26 protein-coding genes are annotated in these 12,348 nt (G+C 50.1%); 1 reads left to right on the top strand and 25 read right to left on the bottom strand.

Annotation, left to right across the window (positions count from 1 at the left end; genetic code table 11):
* Nucleotides 1-2: 2 nt before the first annotated feature.
* From secY to rpsJ, 22 genes are all read right to left on the bottom strand, one after another.
* Nucleotides 3-1,334, bottom strand: a complete 1,332-nt coding sequence (gene secY / locus H2Z33_RS10420) for a preprotein translocase subunit SecY (protein WP_003863305.1) — start codon at nucleotides 1,332-1,334, stop codon at nucleotides 3-5.
* A 7-nt stretch (nucleotides 1,335-1,341) separates the two neighbouring features.
* Nucleotides 1,342-1,776: a 50S ribosomal protein L15 gene (rplO, locus tag H2Z33_RS10415; protein ID WP_003863304.1), complete on the bottom strand. Its 435-nt coding sequence runs from the start codon at nucleotides 1,774-1,776 to the stop codon at nucleotides 1,342-1,344.
* Between the two features lie 3 nt (nucleotides 1,777-1,779).
* On the bottom strand, nucleotides 1,780-1,959 hold the full coding sequence (rpmD, locus tag H2Z33_RS10410; protein WP_003863301.1) for a 50S ribosomal protein L30: 180 nt from the start codon (nucleotides 1,957-1,959) through the stop codon (nucleotides 1,780-1,782).
* A gap of 6 nt (nucleotides 1,960-1,965) precedes the next feature.
* Complete coding sequence (gene rpsE / locus H2Z33_RS10405; RefSeq protein WP_003863299.1) at nucleotides 1,966-2,466, bottom strand: 30S ribosomal protein S5; 501 nt, start codon at nucleotides 2,464-2,466, stop codon at nucleotides 1,966-1,968.
* Nucleotides 2,467-2,480: 14 nt separating this feature from the next.
* Complete coding sequence (rplR, locus tag H2Z33_RS10400; RefSeq protein WP_003863297.1) at nucleotides 2,481-2,834, bottom strand: 50S ribosomal protein L18; 354 nt, start codon at nucleotides 2,832-2,834, stop codon at nucleotides 2,481-2,483.
* 9 nt (nucleotides 2,835-2,843) lie between these two features.
* On the bottom strand, nucleotides 2,844-3,377 hold the full coding sequence (rplF, locus tag H2Z33_RS10395) for a 50S ribosomal protein L6 (RefSeq protein WP_006178917.1): 534 nt from the start codon (nucleotides 3,375-3,377) through the stop codon (nucleotides 2,844-2,846).
* Nucleotides 3,378-3,389: 12 nt separating this feature from the next.
* Nucleotides 3,390-3,782, bottom strand: a complete 393-nt coding sequence (gene rpsH / locus H2Z33_RS10390) for a 30S ribosomal protein S8 (protein ID WP_006178918.1) — start codon at nucleotides 3,780-3,782, stop codon at nucleotides 3,390-3,392.
* A 30-nt stretch (nucleotides 3,783-3,812) separates the two neighbouring features.
* Nucleotides 3,813-4,118 carry a 30S ribosomal protein S14 gene (gene rpsN, locus H2Z33_RS10385; RefSeq protein WP_003863291.1) on the bottom strand — a complete coding sequence of 102 codons (306 nt, stop codon included), beginning with the start codon at nucleotides 4,116-4,118 and terminating at the stop codon, nucleotides 3,813-3,815.
* A gap of 14 nt (nucleotides 4,119-4,132) precedes the next feature.
* A complete protein-coding gene (gene rplE / locus H2Z33_RS10380; RefSeq protein WP_003863290.1) occupies nucleotides 4,133-4,672 on the bottom strand; it encodes a 50S ribosomal protein L5 in 540 nt (179 codons plus the stop codon).
* A 14-nt stretch (nucleotides 4,673-4,686) separates the two neighbouring features.
* Nucleotides 4,687-5,001, bottom strand: a complete 315-nt coding sequence (gene rplX / locus H2Z33_RS10375; RefSeq protein WP_003863287.1) for a 50S ribosomal protein L24 — start codon at nucleotides 4,999-5,001, stop codon at nucleotides 4,687-4,689.
* Between the two features lie 10 nt (nucleotides 5,002-5,011).
* Nucleotides 5,012-5,383 (bottom strand): 50S ribosomal protein L14, encoded by a 372-nt coding sequence (gene rplN, locus H2Z33_RS10370; RefSeq protein WP_002919748.1) that lies wholly within the window; start codon nucleotides 5,381-5,383, stop codon nucleotides 5,012-5,014.
* 166 nt (nucleotides 5,384-5,549) lie between these two features.
* On the bottom strand, nucleotides 5,550-5,804 hold the full coding sequence (gene rpsQ / locus H2Z33_RS10365) for a 30S ribosomal protein S17 (RefSeq protein WP_002438707.1): 255 nt from the start codon (nucleotides 5,802-5,804) through the stop codon (nucleotides 5,550-5,552).
* Complete coding sequence (gene rpmC, locus H2Z33_RS10360) at nucleotides 5,804-5,995, bottom strand: 50S ribosomal protein L29 (protein ID WP_003863282.1); 192 nt, start codon at nucleotides 5,993-5,995, stop codon at nucleotides 5,804-5,806. The genes rpsQ and rpmC overlap by 1 nt, the downstream gene beginning before the upstream one ends.
* A complete protein-coding gene (rplP, locus tag H2Z33_RS10355) occupies nucleotides 5,995-6,405 on the bottom strand; it encodes a 50S ribosomal protein L16 (RefSeq protein WP_002919759.1) in 411 nt (136 codons plus the stop codon). Before rplP ends, rpmC begins: the two co-directional genes overlap by 1 nt.
* Nucleotides 6,406-6,417: 12 nt before the next feature.
* Complete coding sequence (gene rpsC / locus H2Z33_RS10350; RefSeq protein ID WP_000529945.1) at nucleotides 6,418-7,119, bottom strand: 30S ribosomal protein S3; 702 nt, start codon at nucleotides 7,117-7,119, stop codon at nucleotides 6,418-6,420.
* A gap of 17 nt (nucleotides 7,120-7,136) precedes the next feature.
* Nucleotides 7,137-7,469: a 50S ribosomal protein L22 gene (rplV, locus tag H2Z33_RS10345; protein ID WP_002919773.1), complete on the bottom strand. Its 333-nt coding sequence runs from the start codon at nucleotides 7,467-7,469 to the stop codon at nucleotides 7,137-7,139.
* 14 nt (nucleotides 7,470-7,483) lie between these two features.
* Nucleotides 7,484-7,762: a 30S ribosomal protein S19 gene (gene rpsS / locus H2Z33_RS10340; RefSeq protein ID WP_001138117.1), complete on the bottom strand. Its 279-nt coding sequence runs from the start codon at nucleotides 7,760-7,762 to the stop codon at nucleotides 7,484-7,486.
* A 16-nt stretch (nucleotides 7,763-7,778) separates the two neighbouring features.
* The gene (gene rplB, locus H2Z33_RS10335; protein ID WP_000301859.1) at nucleotides 7,779-8,600 is read right to left on the bottom strand and encodes a 50S ribosomal protein L2; all 822 of its coding nucleotides are present in this window, start codon (nucleotides 8,598-8,600) and stop codon (nucleotides 7,779-7,781) included.
* A 17-nt stretch (nucleotides 8,601-8,617) separates the two neighbouring features.
* Entirely contained in the window at nucleotides 8,618-8,920 is a 303-nt protein-coding gene (rplW, locus tag H2Z33_RS10330; RefSeq protein WP_000617546.1) for a 50S ribosomal protein L23, read from the bottom strand.
* Complete coding sequence (gene rplD / locus H2Z33_RS10325; protein WP_000424395.1) at nucleotides 8,917-9,522, bottom strand: 50S ribosomal protein L4; 606 nt, start codon at nucleotides 9,520-9,522, stop codon at nucleotides 8,917-8,919. The genes rplW and rplD overlap by 4 nt, the downstream gene beginning before the upstream one ends.
* A gap of 10 nt (nucleotides 9,523-9,532) precedes the next feature.
* Complete coding sequence (gene rplC, locus H2Z33_RS10320) at nucleotides 9,533-10,162, bottom strand: 50S ribosomal protein L3 (protein WP_003863274.1); 630 nt, start codon at nucleotides 10,160-10,162, stop codon at nucleotides 9,533-9,535.
* Between the two features lie 32 nt (nucleotides 10,163-10,194).
* Complete coding sequence (gene rpsJ / locus H2Z33_RS10315) at nucleotides 10,195-10,506, bottom strand: 30S ribosomal protein S10 (protein ID WP_001181005.1); 312 nt, start codon at nucleotides 10,504-10,506, stop codon at nucleotides 10,195-10,197.
* Between the two features lie 379 nt (nucleotides 10,507-10,885).
* On the opposite strand from rpsJ, the gene H2Z33_RS10310 reads away from it, so the two are divergent.
* On the top strand, nucleotides 10,886-11,359 hold the full coding sequence (locus H2Z33_RS10310; protein ID WP_063135484.1) for a prepilin peptidase: 474 nt from the start codon (nucleotides 10,886-10,888) through the stop codon (nucleotides 11,357-11,359).
* Here the strand turns inward: H2Z33_RS10310 and bfr are convergent.
* The 3 genes from bfr to H2Z33_RS23585 form a co-directional block, all read right to left on the bottom strand.
* Nucleotides 11,343-11,819, bottom strand: coding sequence for a bacterioferritin (gene bfr / locus H2Z33_RS10305; RefSeq protein ID WP_003863270.1), 477 nt, complete (start codon nucleotides 11,817-11,819; stop codon nucleotides 11,343-11,345). The two genes, H2Z33_RS10310 and bfr, sit on opposite strands and share 17 nt — an antisense overlap.
* Before the next feature lie 72 nt (nucleotides 11,820-11,891).
* Nucleotides 11,892-12,086 (bottom strand): bacterioferritin-associated ferredoxin, encoded by a 195-nt coding sequence (bfd, locus tag H2Z33_RS10300; protein WP_003863268.1) that lies wholly within the window; start codon nucleotides 12,084-12,086, stop codon nucleotides 11,892-11,894.
* Between the two features lie 178 nt (nucleotides 12,087-12,264).
* On the bottom strand, nucleotides 12,265-12,345 hold the full coding sequence (locus H2Z33_RS23585) for a hypothetical protein (protein WP_000340867.1): 81 nt from the start codon (nucleotides 12,343-12,345) through the stop codon (nucleotides 12,265-12,267).
* Nucleotides 12,346-12,348: the final 3 nt, after the last annotated feature.

Raw genomic sequence — 12,348 nt, 5'->3', positions numbered from 1 at the left:
AGTTAGCGGCCGTAGCCTTTCAGGTTCGCCTTCTTCAATGCAGACTCATACTGACTGGACATCATCAGAGTTTGCACTTGAGCCATAAAGTCCATAATCACGACCACAACGATAAGCAGTGAGGTCCCACCGAAGTAGAACGGTACTTTCATTGCATCACGCATGAACTCCGGGATCAGGCAGATAAAAGTAATATAAAGCGCACCAACCAAAGTCAGGCGAGTCATTACTTTATCGATATACTTCGCCGTTTGCTCTCCCGGACGAATTCCTGGTACAAATGCACCGGACTTCTTCAGGTTATCTGCTGTTTCACGCGGGTTGAAGACCAACGCCGTGTAGAAGAAACAGAAGAAGATGATCGCAGACGCATAGAGTAACACATAAAGTGGTTGCCCAGGCTGCAAATACAGCGAAATTGTTGTCAGCCAGTTCCAACCAGTACCGCCCCCGAACCATGACGCGATGGTTGCCGGGAACAGAATAATACTGGAAGCGAAGATAGCCGGGATAACCCCCGCCATATTCACTTTCAGCGGTAAATGTGTGCTCTGTGCAGCATAGACACGACGACCCTGCTGACGTTTAGCGTAGTTCACCACAATGCGGCGTTGACCACGTTCAACGAAGACAACAAAGAACGTCACTGCAAATACTAATACTGCAACCAACAGCAACAGGAGGAAGTGCAGGTCGCCTTGACGCGCTTGCTCGATAGTATGGGCGATGGCCGGCGGGAGACCCGCAACGATACCGGCGAAGATAATGATTGAGATACCGTTACCGATACCTCGTTCAGTAATCTGTTCGCCGAGCCACATCAGGAACATGGTCCCTGTGACCAGACTTACAACAGCGGTGAAATAGAATGCAAAGCCTGGGTTTAATACCAGACCTTGCATACCAGGCATATTCGGAAGACCGGTAGCAATACCGATCGACTGGAATATTGCCAGCACCAGAGTGCCGTAACGGGTGTACTGGCTAATCTTACGACGTCCAGACTCCCCTTCTTTCTTCAACTCTGCCAGGGCCGGATGAACGACCGTCAGCAGCTGGATAATAATCGATGCCGAAATGTACGGCATAATACCCAGTGCGAAAATAGAAGCACGGCTGAGAGCACCACCAGAGAACATGTTGAACATTTCAATGATGGTGCCTCGCTGTTGCTCAAGCAGTTTGGCAAGTACAGCGGCATCAATACCAGGGATCGGAATAAAAGAGCCAATACGGAACACAATCAGCGCGCCGATTACAAACAGCAGTCTGCGTTTCAGCTCGCCAAATCCACCTTTGGCACTTTGAAAATCTAATCCCGGTTGCTTAGCCATCTGCTACTTATTCCTCAATTTTACCGCCAGCAGCTTCGATAGCAGCACGAGCACCTTTAGTAACACGCAGGCCACGAACAGTTACCGGAGTAGAAACTTCACCAGCCAGGATCACTTTCGCGAACTCGATCTGGATACCGATAATGTTAGCCGCTTTCAGCGTGTTCAGGTCTACAACGCCGCCTTCAACTTTCGCCAGGTCAGACAGACGGATTTCCGCTGTGATCGCTGCTTTGCGAGAGGTGAAGCCGAACTTCGGCAGACGACGGTACAGTGGCATCTGGCCACCCTCGAAACCGCGACGTACGCCACCGCCAGAACGAGAGTTCTGACCTTTGTGACCACGACCACCGGTTTTGCCGAGGCCAGAACCGATACCACGACCCAGGCGTTTACCCGCCTTTTTAGAGCCTTCGGCCGGAGACAGAGTATTTAAACGCATCTCTTACTCCTCAACTTTAACCATGAAGTAAACCGCGTTGACCATACCACGAACAGCAGGAGTATCCTCGCGCTCAACGGTATGACCAATACGACGCAGACCCAGGCCAAGCAGCGTTGCCTTGTGTTTCGGCAGACGACCGATTGCACTGCGGGTTTGAGTGATTTTAATAGTCTTTGCCATGGTCAATTACCCCAGAATTTCTTCAACGGATTTACCACGCTTGGCAGCGACCATTTCTGGAGAATTCATATTTTCCAGGCCATCAATAGTTGCACGAACCACGTTGATCGGGTTGGTGGAACCATATGCTTTAGCCAGAACGTTATGAACTCCAGCAACTTCCAGAACGGCGCGCATTGCACCACCGGCGATGATACCGGTACCTTCGGAAGCTGGCTGCATGAATACACGAGAACCCGTGTGAACACCTTTAACTGGGTGTTGCAGGGTACCGTTGTTCAGCGCGACGTTAATCATATTGCGACGGGCTTTTTCCATCGCTTTCTGGATCGCTGCTGGAACTTCACGCGCTTTACCGTAACCAAAACCAACGCGACCGTTACCATCACCCACTACAGTCAGAGCTGTGAAGGAGAAAATACGACCACCTTTAACGGTTTTAGATACGCGGTTTACCGCGATCAGCTTTTCCTGCAGTTCGCCAGCCTGTTTTTCGATGTGAGCCATCTTACACCTCTACCTTAGAACTGAAGGCCAGCTTCACGGGCAGCATCTGCCAGTGCCTGGACACGACCATGATATTGGAACCCGGAACGGTCAAAGGAAACATTGCTGATGCCTTTTTCCAGAGCGCGTTCAGCGACAGCTTTACCTACAGCTGCTGCGGCGTCTTTGTTACCGGTATACTTCAATTGTTCTGAGATAGCTTTTTCTACAGTAGAAGCAGCTACCAGAACTTCAGAACCGTTCGGTGCAATTACCTGTGCGTAAATATGACGCGGGGTACGATGTACCACCAGGCGAGTTGCACCCAGCTCTTTGAGCTTGCGGCGTGCGCGGGTCGCACGACGGATACGAGCAGATTTCTTATCCATAGTGTTACCTTACTTCTTCTTAGCCTCTTTGGTACGCACGACTTCGTCGGCGTAACGAACACCCTTGCCTTTATAAGGCTCAGGACGACGGTAGGCGCGCAGATCTGCTGCAACCTGACCGATCAGCTGTTTATCAGCGCCTTTCAGCACGATTTCAGTCTGAGTCGGGCATTCTGCAGTGATACCGGCCGGCAGCGGATGCTCAACAGGGTGTGAGAAGCCCAGAGACAGGCCTACTGCATTCCCTTTGATAGCTGCACGATAACCTACACCAACCAGCTGAAGCTTTTTAGTGAAGCCTTCGGTAACACCAACAACCATTGAGTTCAGCAGGGCACGCGCGGTACCAGCCTGAGCCCATCCATCCACGAAACCATCACGTGGACCGAAGGTCAGAGCGTTATCTGCATGTTTAACTTCAACAGCATTGTTGAGGGTACGAGTCAGCTCGCCGTTTTTACCTTTGATCGTAATAACCTGACCGTCGATTTTTACATCAACGCCGGCAGGAATAACGACCGGTGCTTTAGCAACACGAGACATTCTTTCCTCCGATTAGGCTACGTAGCAGATAATTTCGCCACCAAGACCAGCCTGGCGCGCTGCACGATCAGTCATAACACCTTTAGAGGTAGAAACAACTGCGATACCAAGACCAGCCATTACTTTTGGCAGCTCATCTTTTTTCTTATAGATGCGCAGGCCTGGGCGGCTGACACGCTGAATGCTTTCTACAACAGCTTTACCCTGGAAATACTTGAGAGTAAGTTCCAGTTCCGGCTTGGTGTCGCCTTCAACTTTAAAATCTTCGATAAAACCTTCTTCCTTCAGCACGTTGGCAATTGCCACTTTCAGCTTGGCGGAAGGCATGGTGACCGCAACTTTGTTCGCGGCCTGACCGTTACGGATACGGGTCAGCATATCCGCGATCGGATCTTGCATGCTCATCTGTCTTTACTCCCGTGATTCAATTGGTAATTACCAGCTAGCCTTTTTCAAGCCTGGCACTTCACCGCGCATGGCGGCTTCACGCAGTTTGATACGGCTCAACCCAAACTTGCCCACATAACCATGTGGACGACCTGTTTGACGACAGCGGTTACGCTGACGAGACGGGCTGGAATCACGCGGCAGAGACTGCAGCTTGAGAACCGCATTCCAACGATCTTCGTCGGAAGCGTTCACATCAGAAATGATCGCTTTCAGTTCAGCGCGTTTAGCGAAGAATTTATCAGCTAAAGCTACGCGCTTTACTTCGCGTGCTTTCATTGATTGCTTAGCCATTCAGTAACCCTACCTTACTTGCGGAACGGGAAGTCAAAGGCAGCCAGCAGAGCACGGCCTTCTTCATCAGATTTCGCAGTAGTGGTAATGGTAATATCCAAACCACGCACGCGGTCGACTTTATCGTAGTCGATTTCTGGGAAGATGATCTGCTCACGGACACCCATGCTGTAGTTACCACGACCGTCGAAAGACTTAGCGGACAAGCCACGGAAGTCACGGATACGTGGAACAGCAATAGTGATCAGGCGCTCAAGGAACTCCCACATGCGTTCGCCACGCAGAGTTACTTTACAGCCGATCGGATAGCCCTGACGGATTTTGAAGCCTGCAACAGATTTGCGTGCTTTGGTGATCAGCGGTTTTTGACCGGAGATTGCTGTCAGGTCAGCTGCTGCGTTATCCAGCAGTTTCTTGTCAGCGATCGCTTCACCAACACCCATGTTCAGGGTGATCTTCTCGACCCGAGGGACTTGCATGACAGAATTGTAGTTAAACTCAGTCATGAGTTTGTTAACTACTTCGTCTTTGTAGTAATCATGCAGTTTCGCCATCGTACTACTCCAAATTACTTGATAGTTTCGCTGTTAGATTTGAAGAAACGGACTTTTTTACCGTCTTCGAATCTAAAGCCTACACGGTCAGCCTTACCGGTAGCCGCATTGAAGATTGCAACGTTAGAAACCTGAATAGCAGCTTCTTTTTCAACGATGCCGCCTGGTTGGTTCAGGGCCGGAACCGGCTTCTGATGTTTCTTAACCAGGTTAATACCTTCAACGACAAGTTTGCCGGAAGACAGAACATTTTTTACTTTACCGCGTTTACCTTTATCTTTACCGGTTAACACGATAACTTCGTCATCACGACGGATTTTCGCTGCCATGATTCGCTCCTTAGAGTACTTCTGGTGCCAGAGAGATAATTTTCATGAACTTCTCAGTACGAAGTTCACGAGTTACCGGCCCAAAGATACGCGTGCCGATAGGCTGCTCGCTGTTATTGTTTAAAATAACGCATGCATTACCATCGAAGCGAATGACAGAACCGTCAGGGCGACGAACACCCTTCTTGGTGCGCACCACTACCGCCTTCAGCACATCACCTTTTTTGACCTTACCACGTGGAATTGCTTCCTTGATGGTGATCTTGATGATGTCGCCTACGCCTGCGTAGCGACGGTGCGAGCCACCCAGAACCTTGATACACATTACGCGACGTGCACCGGAGTTGTCGGCGACGTTCAGCATAGTCTGTTCTTGGATCATTTTAGTGCTCCGCTAATGTCAACTACTACCTGAGACTCTAAAATCAGAGCCGTTAAAAAGCCCCATATCGAGGGCGCGGCATTATAACACCGCTTCTGCAATATGGGTAGAAAAAATAAACGGCTCATCGCTGAGCCGTTTATTCGTATTGAGAATGCGTACTCTATTACAGAACCGCTTTCTCTACAACGCGAACCAGCGTCCAGGACTTAGTCTTGGACAGTGGACGGCATTCACGGATTTCAACCTTGTCGCCGATACCACATTCGTTGTTCTCGTCATGTACGTGCAGTTTGGTCGTACGCTTGATGAATTTACCGTAGATCGGGTGTTTCACAAAACGTTCGATAGCTACAACAATGGATTTCTCCATTTTATCGCTAACAACACGACCTTGCAGAGTACGGATTTTATCGGTCATTACGCACCCGCCTTCTGAGTCAGTAAAGTCTTAACGCGCGCAACATTGCGACGCACTTGCTTCAGCAGGTGAGTCTGTTGCAGCTGGCCACTTGCAGCCTGCATACGCAGGTTGAACTGCTCACGCAGCAGGTTCAGCAGCTCAGCGTTCAGCTCTTCAACGCTTTTTTCACGCAGCTCTTTTGCTTTCATTACATCACCGTCTTAGTTACAAAGGTGGTTTTGATAGGCAGTTTCGCTGCTGCCAGGCCGAAGGCTTCACGGGCCAGCTCTTCCGGAACACCGTCCATTTCATAAAGGACTTTGCCCGGTTGGATCAAGGCAACCCAGTACTCCACGTTACCTTTACCTTTACCCATACGAACTTCCAGTGGCTTCTCGGTGATCGGTTTGTCCGGGAATACACGGATCCAGATCTTACCTTGACGCTTAACTGCACGGGTCATTGCACGACGTGCTGCTTCGATCTGACGTGCAGTCAGACGACCACGGCCAACAGCTTTCAGACCGAAAGTGCCGAAGCTAACATCCGTACCCTGCGCCAGACCACGGTTGCGGCCTTTGTGCACTTTACGGAATTTTGTACGCTTTGGTTGTAACATCAGCGACGCTCCTTATTTACGGCCTTTACGCTGCTGCTTTTTAGGTTGAGCAGCCGGTTTTTCCGGTTGTTCAACAGCAGCCATACCACCCAGGATCTCACCTTTGAAGATCCATACCTTAACGCCGATTACACCGTAAGTGGTGTGCGCTTCAGAGGTGTTGTAGTCGATGTCAGCACGCAGAGTGTGCAGCGGTACGCGACCTTCGCGGTACCATTCGGTACGTGCGATTTCCGCGCCGCCCAGACGGCCGCTAACTTCAACTTTGATACCTTTAGCGCCCAGACGCATTGCGTTCTGTACAGCACGCTTCATAGCACGACGGAACATAACGCGACGTTCCAGCTGAGAAGTGATGCTGTCAGCAACCAATTTAGCGTCCAGTTCAGGCTTACGAACTTCAGCGATATTGATCTGTGCAGGAACGCCAGCGATATCCGCTACGACCTTGCGCAGTTTTTCTACGTCTTCGCCTTTCTTACCGATAACGATGCCAGGGCGAGCAGTGTGAATAGTCACACGGATGCTCTTAGCTGGACGCTCGATAACGATACGAGATACAGACGCTTTAGCCAGTTCCTTAGTCAGGTACTGACGTACTTTAAAATCGCTGTCCAGGTTGTCAGCGAATTCTTTGGTGTTCGCAAACCAGGTAGAGTTCCATGGTTTTACAATACCCAGGCGAATACCATTAGGATGTACTTTCTGACCCATTGCTAGTCTCCAGAGTCTCAGCGATCGGACACAACCACAGTAATGTGGCTGGTGCGCTTCAGGATGCGATCTGCACGACCTTTCGCACGCGGCATAATGCGCTTCATGCTTGGGCCTTCATCTACGAAAATTTTCGCGACTTTCAGATCGTCGATGTCAGCGCCATCGTTGTGTTCAGCGTTAGCAATGGCAGATTCCAGTACTTTCTTGACCAATACCGCAGCTTTCTTGTTGGTATAGGTCAGGATGTCCAGGGCCTGCGACACTTTCTTACCGCGAATCAGGTCAGCAACAAGGCGAACCTTCTGTGCAGAAGAACGAGCATGGCGATGTTGAGCTAAAGTTTCCATCTCTTCCTCCTACCTTATTTCTTCTTCGCTTTTTTATCAGCAGCGTGGCCGCGATAAGTACGAGTCGGTGCGAATTCACCCAGTTTGTGACCAACCATTTCGTCGGTAACAAAGACTGGAACGTGCTGACGACCATTATGGACAGCGATGGTCAAACCGATCATGTTAGGAAAGATCGTTGAACGACGGGACCAAGTGCGCAGGGGCTTCTTGTCTCCGCTTTCCACCGCTTTCTCTACCTTCTTCAGCAAGTGCAGGTCAATAAAAGGACCTTTCTTGAGAGAACGTGGCATGGCTTATCCTCTAAAATTATTTGCTACGGCGACGTACGATAAATTTATCAGTACGCTTGTTGCTGCGGGTCTTCTTACCTTTGGTCTGAACGCCCCACGGAGTTACCGGGTGCTTACCAAAGTTACGACCTTCACCACCACCATGTGGGTGGTCGACTGGGTTCATCGCAGTACCGCGAACGGTAGGACGAACACCACGCCAGCGTGCAGCACCAGCTTTACCCAGAACGCGCAGCATATGCTCAGCATTGCCAACTTCGCCCAGAGTAGCGCGGCAGTCTGCTTCGACTTTACGCATTTCACCAGAACGCAGACGCAGGGTGACATAAGCACCGTCACGCGCAACGATCTGAACGTAAGTACCCGCGGAACGCGCCAGCTGACCGCCTTTACCTGGTTTCATTTCTACGTTATGAACGGTAGAACCAACCGGGATATTGCGCATCGGCAGGGTGTTGCCTGCTTTGATTGCAGCATCAACGCCAGACTGAATCTGGTCGCCAGCTTTCAGGCCTTTAGGGGCCAGGATGTAACGGCGTTCGCCATCTTTGTACAGAACCAGCGCGATGTTCGCGGAACGGTTCGGATCGTACTCAAGACGCTCAACAACTGCTGGGATACCGTCTTTGTTGCGTTTGAAGTCAACAATACGATAAGCCTGCTTGTGGCCACCACCGATGTGACGAGTGGTGATACGGCCATTGTTGTTACGACCACCGGATTTGCTGTTTTTTTCCAGCAACGGAGCAAAAGGTTTGCCCTTGTGCAGCTCAGGGTTAACCACTTTAACTACGTGGCGACGACCCGGAGATGTCGGTTTACATTTAACAACTGCCATTGTATTACTCCTCCGACTTACTCAGCGCCGCCAACGAAGTCCAGGTTCTGGCCTTCTTTCAGGGTGACGTAAGCTTTTTTCCAGTCGCTACGACGACCGATACGCTGTCCGTGACGTTTAACTTTCCCTTTAACTACCAGGGTGTTAACGACTTCGACTTCGACTTCAAACAGTTTCTGCACAGCAGCTTTGATCTCTGCTTTGGTCGCGTCTTTAGCAACTTTGAGAACGATGGTGTTTGTTTTTTCCATCGCAGTAGACGCTTTTTCAGAAACGTGCGGTGCGCGCAGCACCTTCAGCAGACGTTCTTCACGAATCATGCCAGCATCTCCTCAACTTGCTTAACAGCATCAGCAGTCATTACGACTTTGTCGAAGGCGATCAGGCTAACCGGGTCGATACCAGTCGCGTCGCGTACGTCAACCTTGTGCAGGTTACGCGCGGCCAGGAACAGGTTCTCGTCCAGCTCACCGGTGATGATCAGCACATCTTCCAGAGCCATGTCTTTCAGTTTCTGTGCCAGCAGCTTAGTTTTAGGCGCTTCAACAGAGAACTTCTCGACAACGATCAGACGATCCTGACGTACCAGTTCGGACAGAATGCTTTTCAGCGCGCCGCGGTACATCTTTTTGTTAACTTTTTGACTGTGGTCCTGTGGACGCGCAGCGAAGGTCACGCCACCTGAACGCCAGATCGGGCTCTTGATAGAACCTGAACGCGCACGGCCGGTACCTTTCTGGCGCCATGGCTTTTTGCCTGAACCAGTTACTTCAGCACGAGTCTTCTGAGCACGAGTACCCTGACGAGCACCAGCTGCATAAGCAACAACAACCTGGTGAACCAGCGCTTCGTTGAAATCACGACCGAAGGTAGTTTCGGAAACAGTCAGCGCGCTCTGCGCGTCTTTCAATACTAATTCCATTGCTATCCCCTTACGCCTTCACAGCTGGTTTAACGATCAGGTCGCTACCGGTTGCACCCGGGACCGCACCTTTAACCAGCAGCAGGTTGCGCTCAGCGTCAACACGTACTACGTCCAGGCTCTGAACGGTTACACGTTCGTTGCCCAGCTGACCTGCCATTTTCTTGCCTTTGAACACTTTGCCCGGAGTCTGGTTCTGACCGATAGAACCCGGAACGCGGTGAGACAAGGAGTTACCGTGAGTAGCGTCCTGGGTACGGAAGTTCCAGCGCTTAACGGTACCAGCAAAACCTTTACCTTTAGAGGTACCGGTTACGTCAACTTTTTTAACGTCAGCAAACAGCTCAACGCTAATGTCCTGACCTACGGTGAACTCTTCGCCTTCAGCAAGACGGAATTCCCACAGACCACGGCCAGCTTCAACGCCAGCTTTAGCGAAGTGACCCGCTTCTGGTTTGGTTACACGGTTAGCTTTTTTAGCACCAGTGGTAACCTGAATAGCGCGGTAGCCATCGTTAGCCAGATCTTTAACCTGAGTAACGCGGTTTGCTTCAACTTCGATTACGGTTACTGGGATAGAAACGCCATCTTCAGTGAAGATGCGGGTCATACCCACTTTTTTACCGACTAAACCAATCATTGTTTCAACCTCTCAATCGCTCGATGACCTGATTAACCCAGGCTGATCTGCACGTCTACACCGGCAGCCAGATCCAGACGCATCAGAGCATCAACGGTTTTCTCAGTTGGCTCAACGATGTCAACCAGACGCTTGTGAGTGCGGATTTCGTACTGATCACGCGCATCTTTGTTAACGTGCGGAGAGATCAGAACGGTAAAGCGCTCTTTGCGGGTCGGCAGCGGGATCGGACCACGGACTTGCGCACCAGTGCGCTTAGCAGTCTCGACGATTTCCGCGGTTGATTGATCGATCAGACGATGATCAAACGCTTTAAGGCGGATACGGATTCTTTGGTTCTGCATGAGACCAGAGCTCCAATTATTTTATAAACGAAAATGATTACTCCTCAAACCCATTACGATTGATGGGAGAGTGTAACCGTTCTTACGTAGCTCCCCAATTGGGAGCATTGTTGAGTAACAAAGTGAGCTACTCTGGTTCAGATTGAACCCGCCGTCAATTACGACAAGCCCGCGCATTATACGTAAATCAGAGAAAGACGCAAGTGCCGTTTAGAAATTAAGCGCCAAAGACGTACTATACGTAAGGCCGCGCAATTTTTATGCAAAGTATCCCTTCTCAACTCTTTGTCTGAAGCCGCTACGCAATTGCTGTTTTTACACATTGCCGGGCATGCAGATTATTACGAGTATGCGCTCAAACCATTTTGAGGCTCTCGCTATGCTACTGTCCCTCCCCTTTCTGCTGATCTATTTTGCGTTATCGGCCTTGCTTGTTCGCACCGATATTCGCACGGGGCTTCTTCCCGATAAATTTCTTTGCCCGCTGCTATGGACGGGCCTGCTCTACCAGCTTTGTCTCCATCCTGATTTTTTGCCGAGCGCGGTAGTGGGTGCGATGGCAGGATACGCCGGATTCGCCATTATCTATTGGGGATACCGTCTCATCTGCCGACGTGAAGGGATGGGATATGGCGACATAAAATATCTGGCGGCGCTGGGGGCATGGCATGGCTGGTGTGTACTACCAATACTTGCATTAGTGGCCGCGTTAATGGCTCTGCTGTATGTGGTTGCTTTCTCGTTGTTTACCCCTGATAAGCAGGCATTAAAAAACCCACTGCCTTTTGGGCCATTTCTGGCGGCAGCGGGTTTATGCGTTGGCTGGGAAAGCCTGATTAACTTTCCACTTTGATCTGAGACTGAAGGTAGTTCTGTAGGCCAATTTTGCTAATGAGATCCAGTTCGGTCTCAAGCCAGTCGATGTGCCCTTCTTCATCGGCCAGGATCTGGATCATCATATCGCGGCTGACGTAGTCATGTACGCTGTCCGCATAGGCAATGGCTTCACGCAGATCTTTTGCACCCTCCAGCTCCAGCCGGAGATCAGAACGCAGCATCTCTTCGACATCTTCTCCGATGCCCAGTTTTCCGAGATCCTGTAGGTTAGGAATGCCTTCGAGGAATAAAATACGCTCAATGTATTTATCGGCGTGTTTCATTTCATCAATGGACTCATGGTATTCAACATCGTTGAGGCGAGTCAGTCCCCAGTTTTTAAACATTCTTGCATGGAGAAAATACTGATTGATTGCGACAAGCTCATTTCCCAATAATTTATTGAGATAACTTATGATTTTAACATCACCTTTCATTATATAGTCCCTCCGCTTCCACTCATTGAAGCGTAGATCGGGCTACGGGGATGTCAAAAAAAAGATAGAGGCTTACGCGATCTCTTTGAATTCCGGGATCTGCATCAGTTCGTCCTGCATGATCTCACGCGCTGCGCGAACGCATTTACCGCATTGATTTCCCACCGGAACAAACTTGCGAAGCTGCTGGAAAGATTGTGGTTGAAACTGGCGAACGGCCTGACGAATTTTTTTGTCGCTTACACCATTACATAAACAAACGTACATAAAGACTCCCGTTCAAAATATGCGCAAAGTGTAAGTGAGAATGGTTATGATTACAATAGCGCGGGCGTCGGAATACGTGGCGGGAGAAAGCAAAAAATGCGAATTTTTATGACAATGCCCCAACGGCAGAAAACAAAAAAGGACGCCGGAGCGTCCTTTTTATTTCAGGGATAATTAATTAGCCCAGAACTTTAGCAACAACGCCCGCGCCAACGGTACGGCCGCCTTCACGGATTGCGAAACGCAGACCGTCGTCCATCGC

Origin of the sequence: Enterobacter sp. YSU, assembly GCF_016082135.1 — a bacterium.
Taxonomy (GTDB): Bacteria; Pseudomonadota; Gammaproteobacteria; order Enterobacterales; family Enterobacteriaceae; genus Enterobacter; species Enterobacter hormaechei_C.
The sequence above is the reverse complement of the archived record's forward strand: the minus strand, read 5'-3'. Positions and strand labels throughout refer to the sequence as shown.

Excerpts from the sequence above, each read along its gene's own strand:
- secY (WP_003863305.1), bottom strand. The coding sequence starts at position 1,334 with ATGGCTAAGCAACCGGGATTAGATTTTCAAAGTGCCAAAGGTGGATTT.
- rplO (WP_003863304.1), bottom strand. The coding sequence starts at position 1,776 with ATGCGTTTAAATACTCTGTCTCCGGCCGAAGGCTCTAAAAAGGCGGGT.
- rpmD (WP_003863301.1), bottom strand. The coding sequence starts at position 1,959 with ATGGCAAAGACTATTAAAATCACTCAAACCCGCAGTGCAATCGGTCGT.
- rpsE (WP_003863299.1), bottom strand. The coding sequence starts at position 2,466 with ATGGCTCACATCGAAAAACAGGCTGGCGAACTGCAGGAAAAGCTGATC.
- rplR (WP_003863297.1), bottom strand. The coding sequence starts at position 2,834 with ATGGATAAGAAATCTGCTCGTATCCGTCGTGCGACCCGCGCACGCCGC.
- rplF (WP_006178917.1), bottom strand. The coding sequence starts at position 3,377 with ATGTCTCGTGTTGCTAAAGCACCGGTCGTTATTCCTGCCGGCGTTGAT.
- rpsH (WP_006178918.1), bottom strand. The coding sequence starts at position 3,782 with ATGAGCATGCAAGATCCGATCGCGGATATGCTGACCCGTATCCGTAAC.
- rpsN (WP_003863291.1), bottom strand. The coding sequence starts at position 4,118 with ATGGCTAAGCAATCAATGAAAGCACGCGAAGTAAAGCGCGTAGCTTTA.
- rplE (WP_003863290.1), bottom strand. The coding sequence starts at position 4,672 with ATGGCGAAACTGCATGATTACTACAAAGACGAAGTAGTTAACAAACTC.
- rplX (WP_003863287.1), bottom strand. The coding sequence starts at position 5,001 with ATGGCAGCGAAAATCCGTCGTGATGACGAAGTTATCGTGTTAACCGGT.
- rplN (WP_002919748.1), bottom strand. The coding sequence starts at position 5,383 with ATGATCCAAGAACAGACTATGCTGAACGTCGCCGACAACTCCGGTGCA.
- rpsQ (WP_002438707.1), bottom strand. The coding sequence starts at position 5,804 with ATGACCGATAAAATCCGTACTCTGCAAGGTCGTGTTGTTAGCGATAAA.
- rpmC (WP_003863282.1), bottom strand. The coding sequence starts at position 5,995 with ATGAAAGCAAAAGAGCTGCGTGAAAAAAGCGTTGAAGAGCTGAACGCT.
- rplP (WP_002919759.1), bottom strand. The coding sequence starts at position 6,405 with ATGTTACAACCAAAGCGTACAAAATTCCGTAAAGTGCACAAAGGCCGC.
- rpsC (WP_000529945.1), bottom strand. The coding sequence starts at position 7,119 with ATGGGTCAGAAAGTACATCCTAATGGTATTCGCCTGGGTATTGTAAAA.
- rplV (WP_002919773.1), bottom strand. The coding sequence starts at position 7,469 with ATGGAAACTTTAGCTCAACATCGCCATGCTCGTTCTTCTGCACAGAAG.
- rpsS (WP_001138117.1), bottom strand. The coding sequence starts at position 7,762 with ATGCCACGTTCTCTCAAGAAAGGTCCTTTTATTGACCTGCACTTGCTG.
- rplB (WP_000301859.1), bottom strand. The coding sequence starts at position 8,600 with ATGGCAGTTGTTAAATGTAAACCGACATCTCCGGGTCGTCGCCACGTA.
- rplW (WP_000617546.1), bottom strand. The coding sequence starts at position 8,920 with ATGATTCGTGAAGAACGTCTGCTGAAGGTGCTGCGCGCACCGCACGTT.
- rplD (WP_000424395.1), bottom strand. The coding sequence starts at position 9,522 with ATGGAATTAGTATTGAAAGACGCGCAGAGCGCGCTGACTGTTTCCGAA.
- rplC (WP_003863274.1), bottom strand. The coding sequence starts at position 10,162 with ATGATTGGTTTAGTCGGTAAAAAAGTGGGTATGACCCGCATCTTCACT.
- rpsJ (WP_001181005.1), bottom strand. The coding sequence starts at position 10,506 with ATGCAGAACCAAAGAATCCGTATCCGCCTTAAAGCGTTTGATCATCGT.
- H2Z33_RS10310 (WP_063135484.1), top strand. The coding sequence starts at position 10,886 with ATGCTACTGTCCCTCCCCTTTCTGCTGATCTATTTTGCGTTATCGGCC.
- bfr (WP_003863270.1), bottom strand. The coding sequence starts at position 11,819 with ATGAAAGGTGATGTTAAAATCATAAGTTATCTCAATAAATTATTGGGA.
- bfd (WP_003863268.1), bottom strand. The coding sequence starts at position 12,086 with ATGTACGTTTGTTTATGTAATGGTGTAAGCGACAAAAAAATTCGTCAG.
- H2Z33_RS23585 (WP_000340867.1), bottom strand. The coding sequence starts at position 12,345 with ATGGACGACGGTCTGCGTTTCGCAATCCGTGAAGGCGGCCGTACCGTT.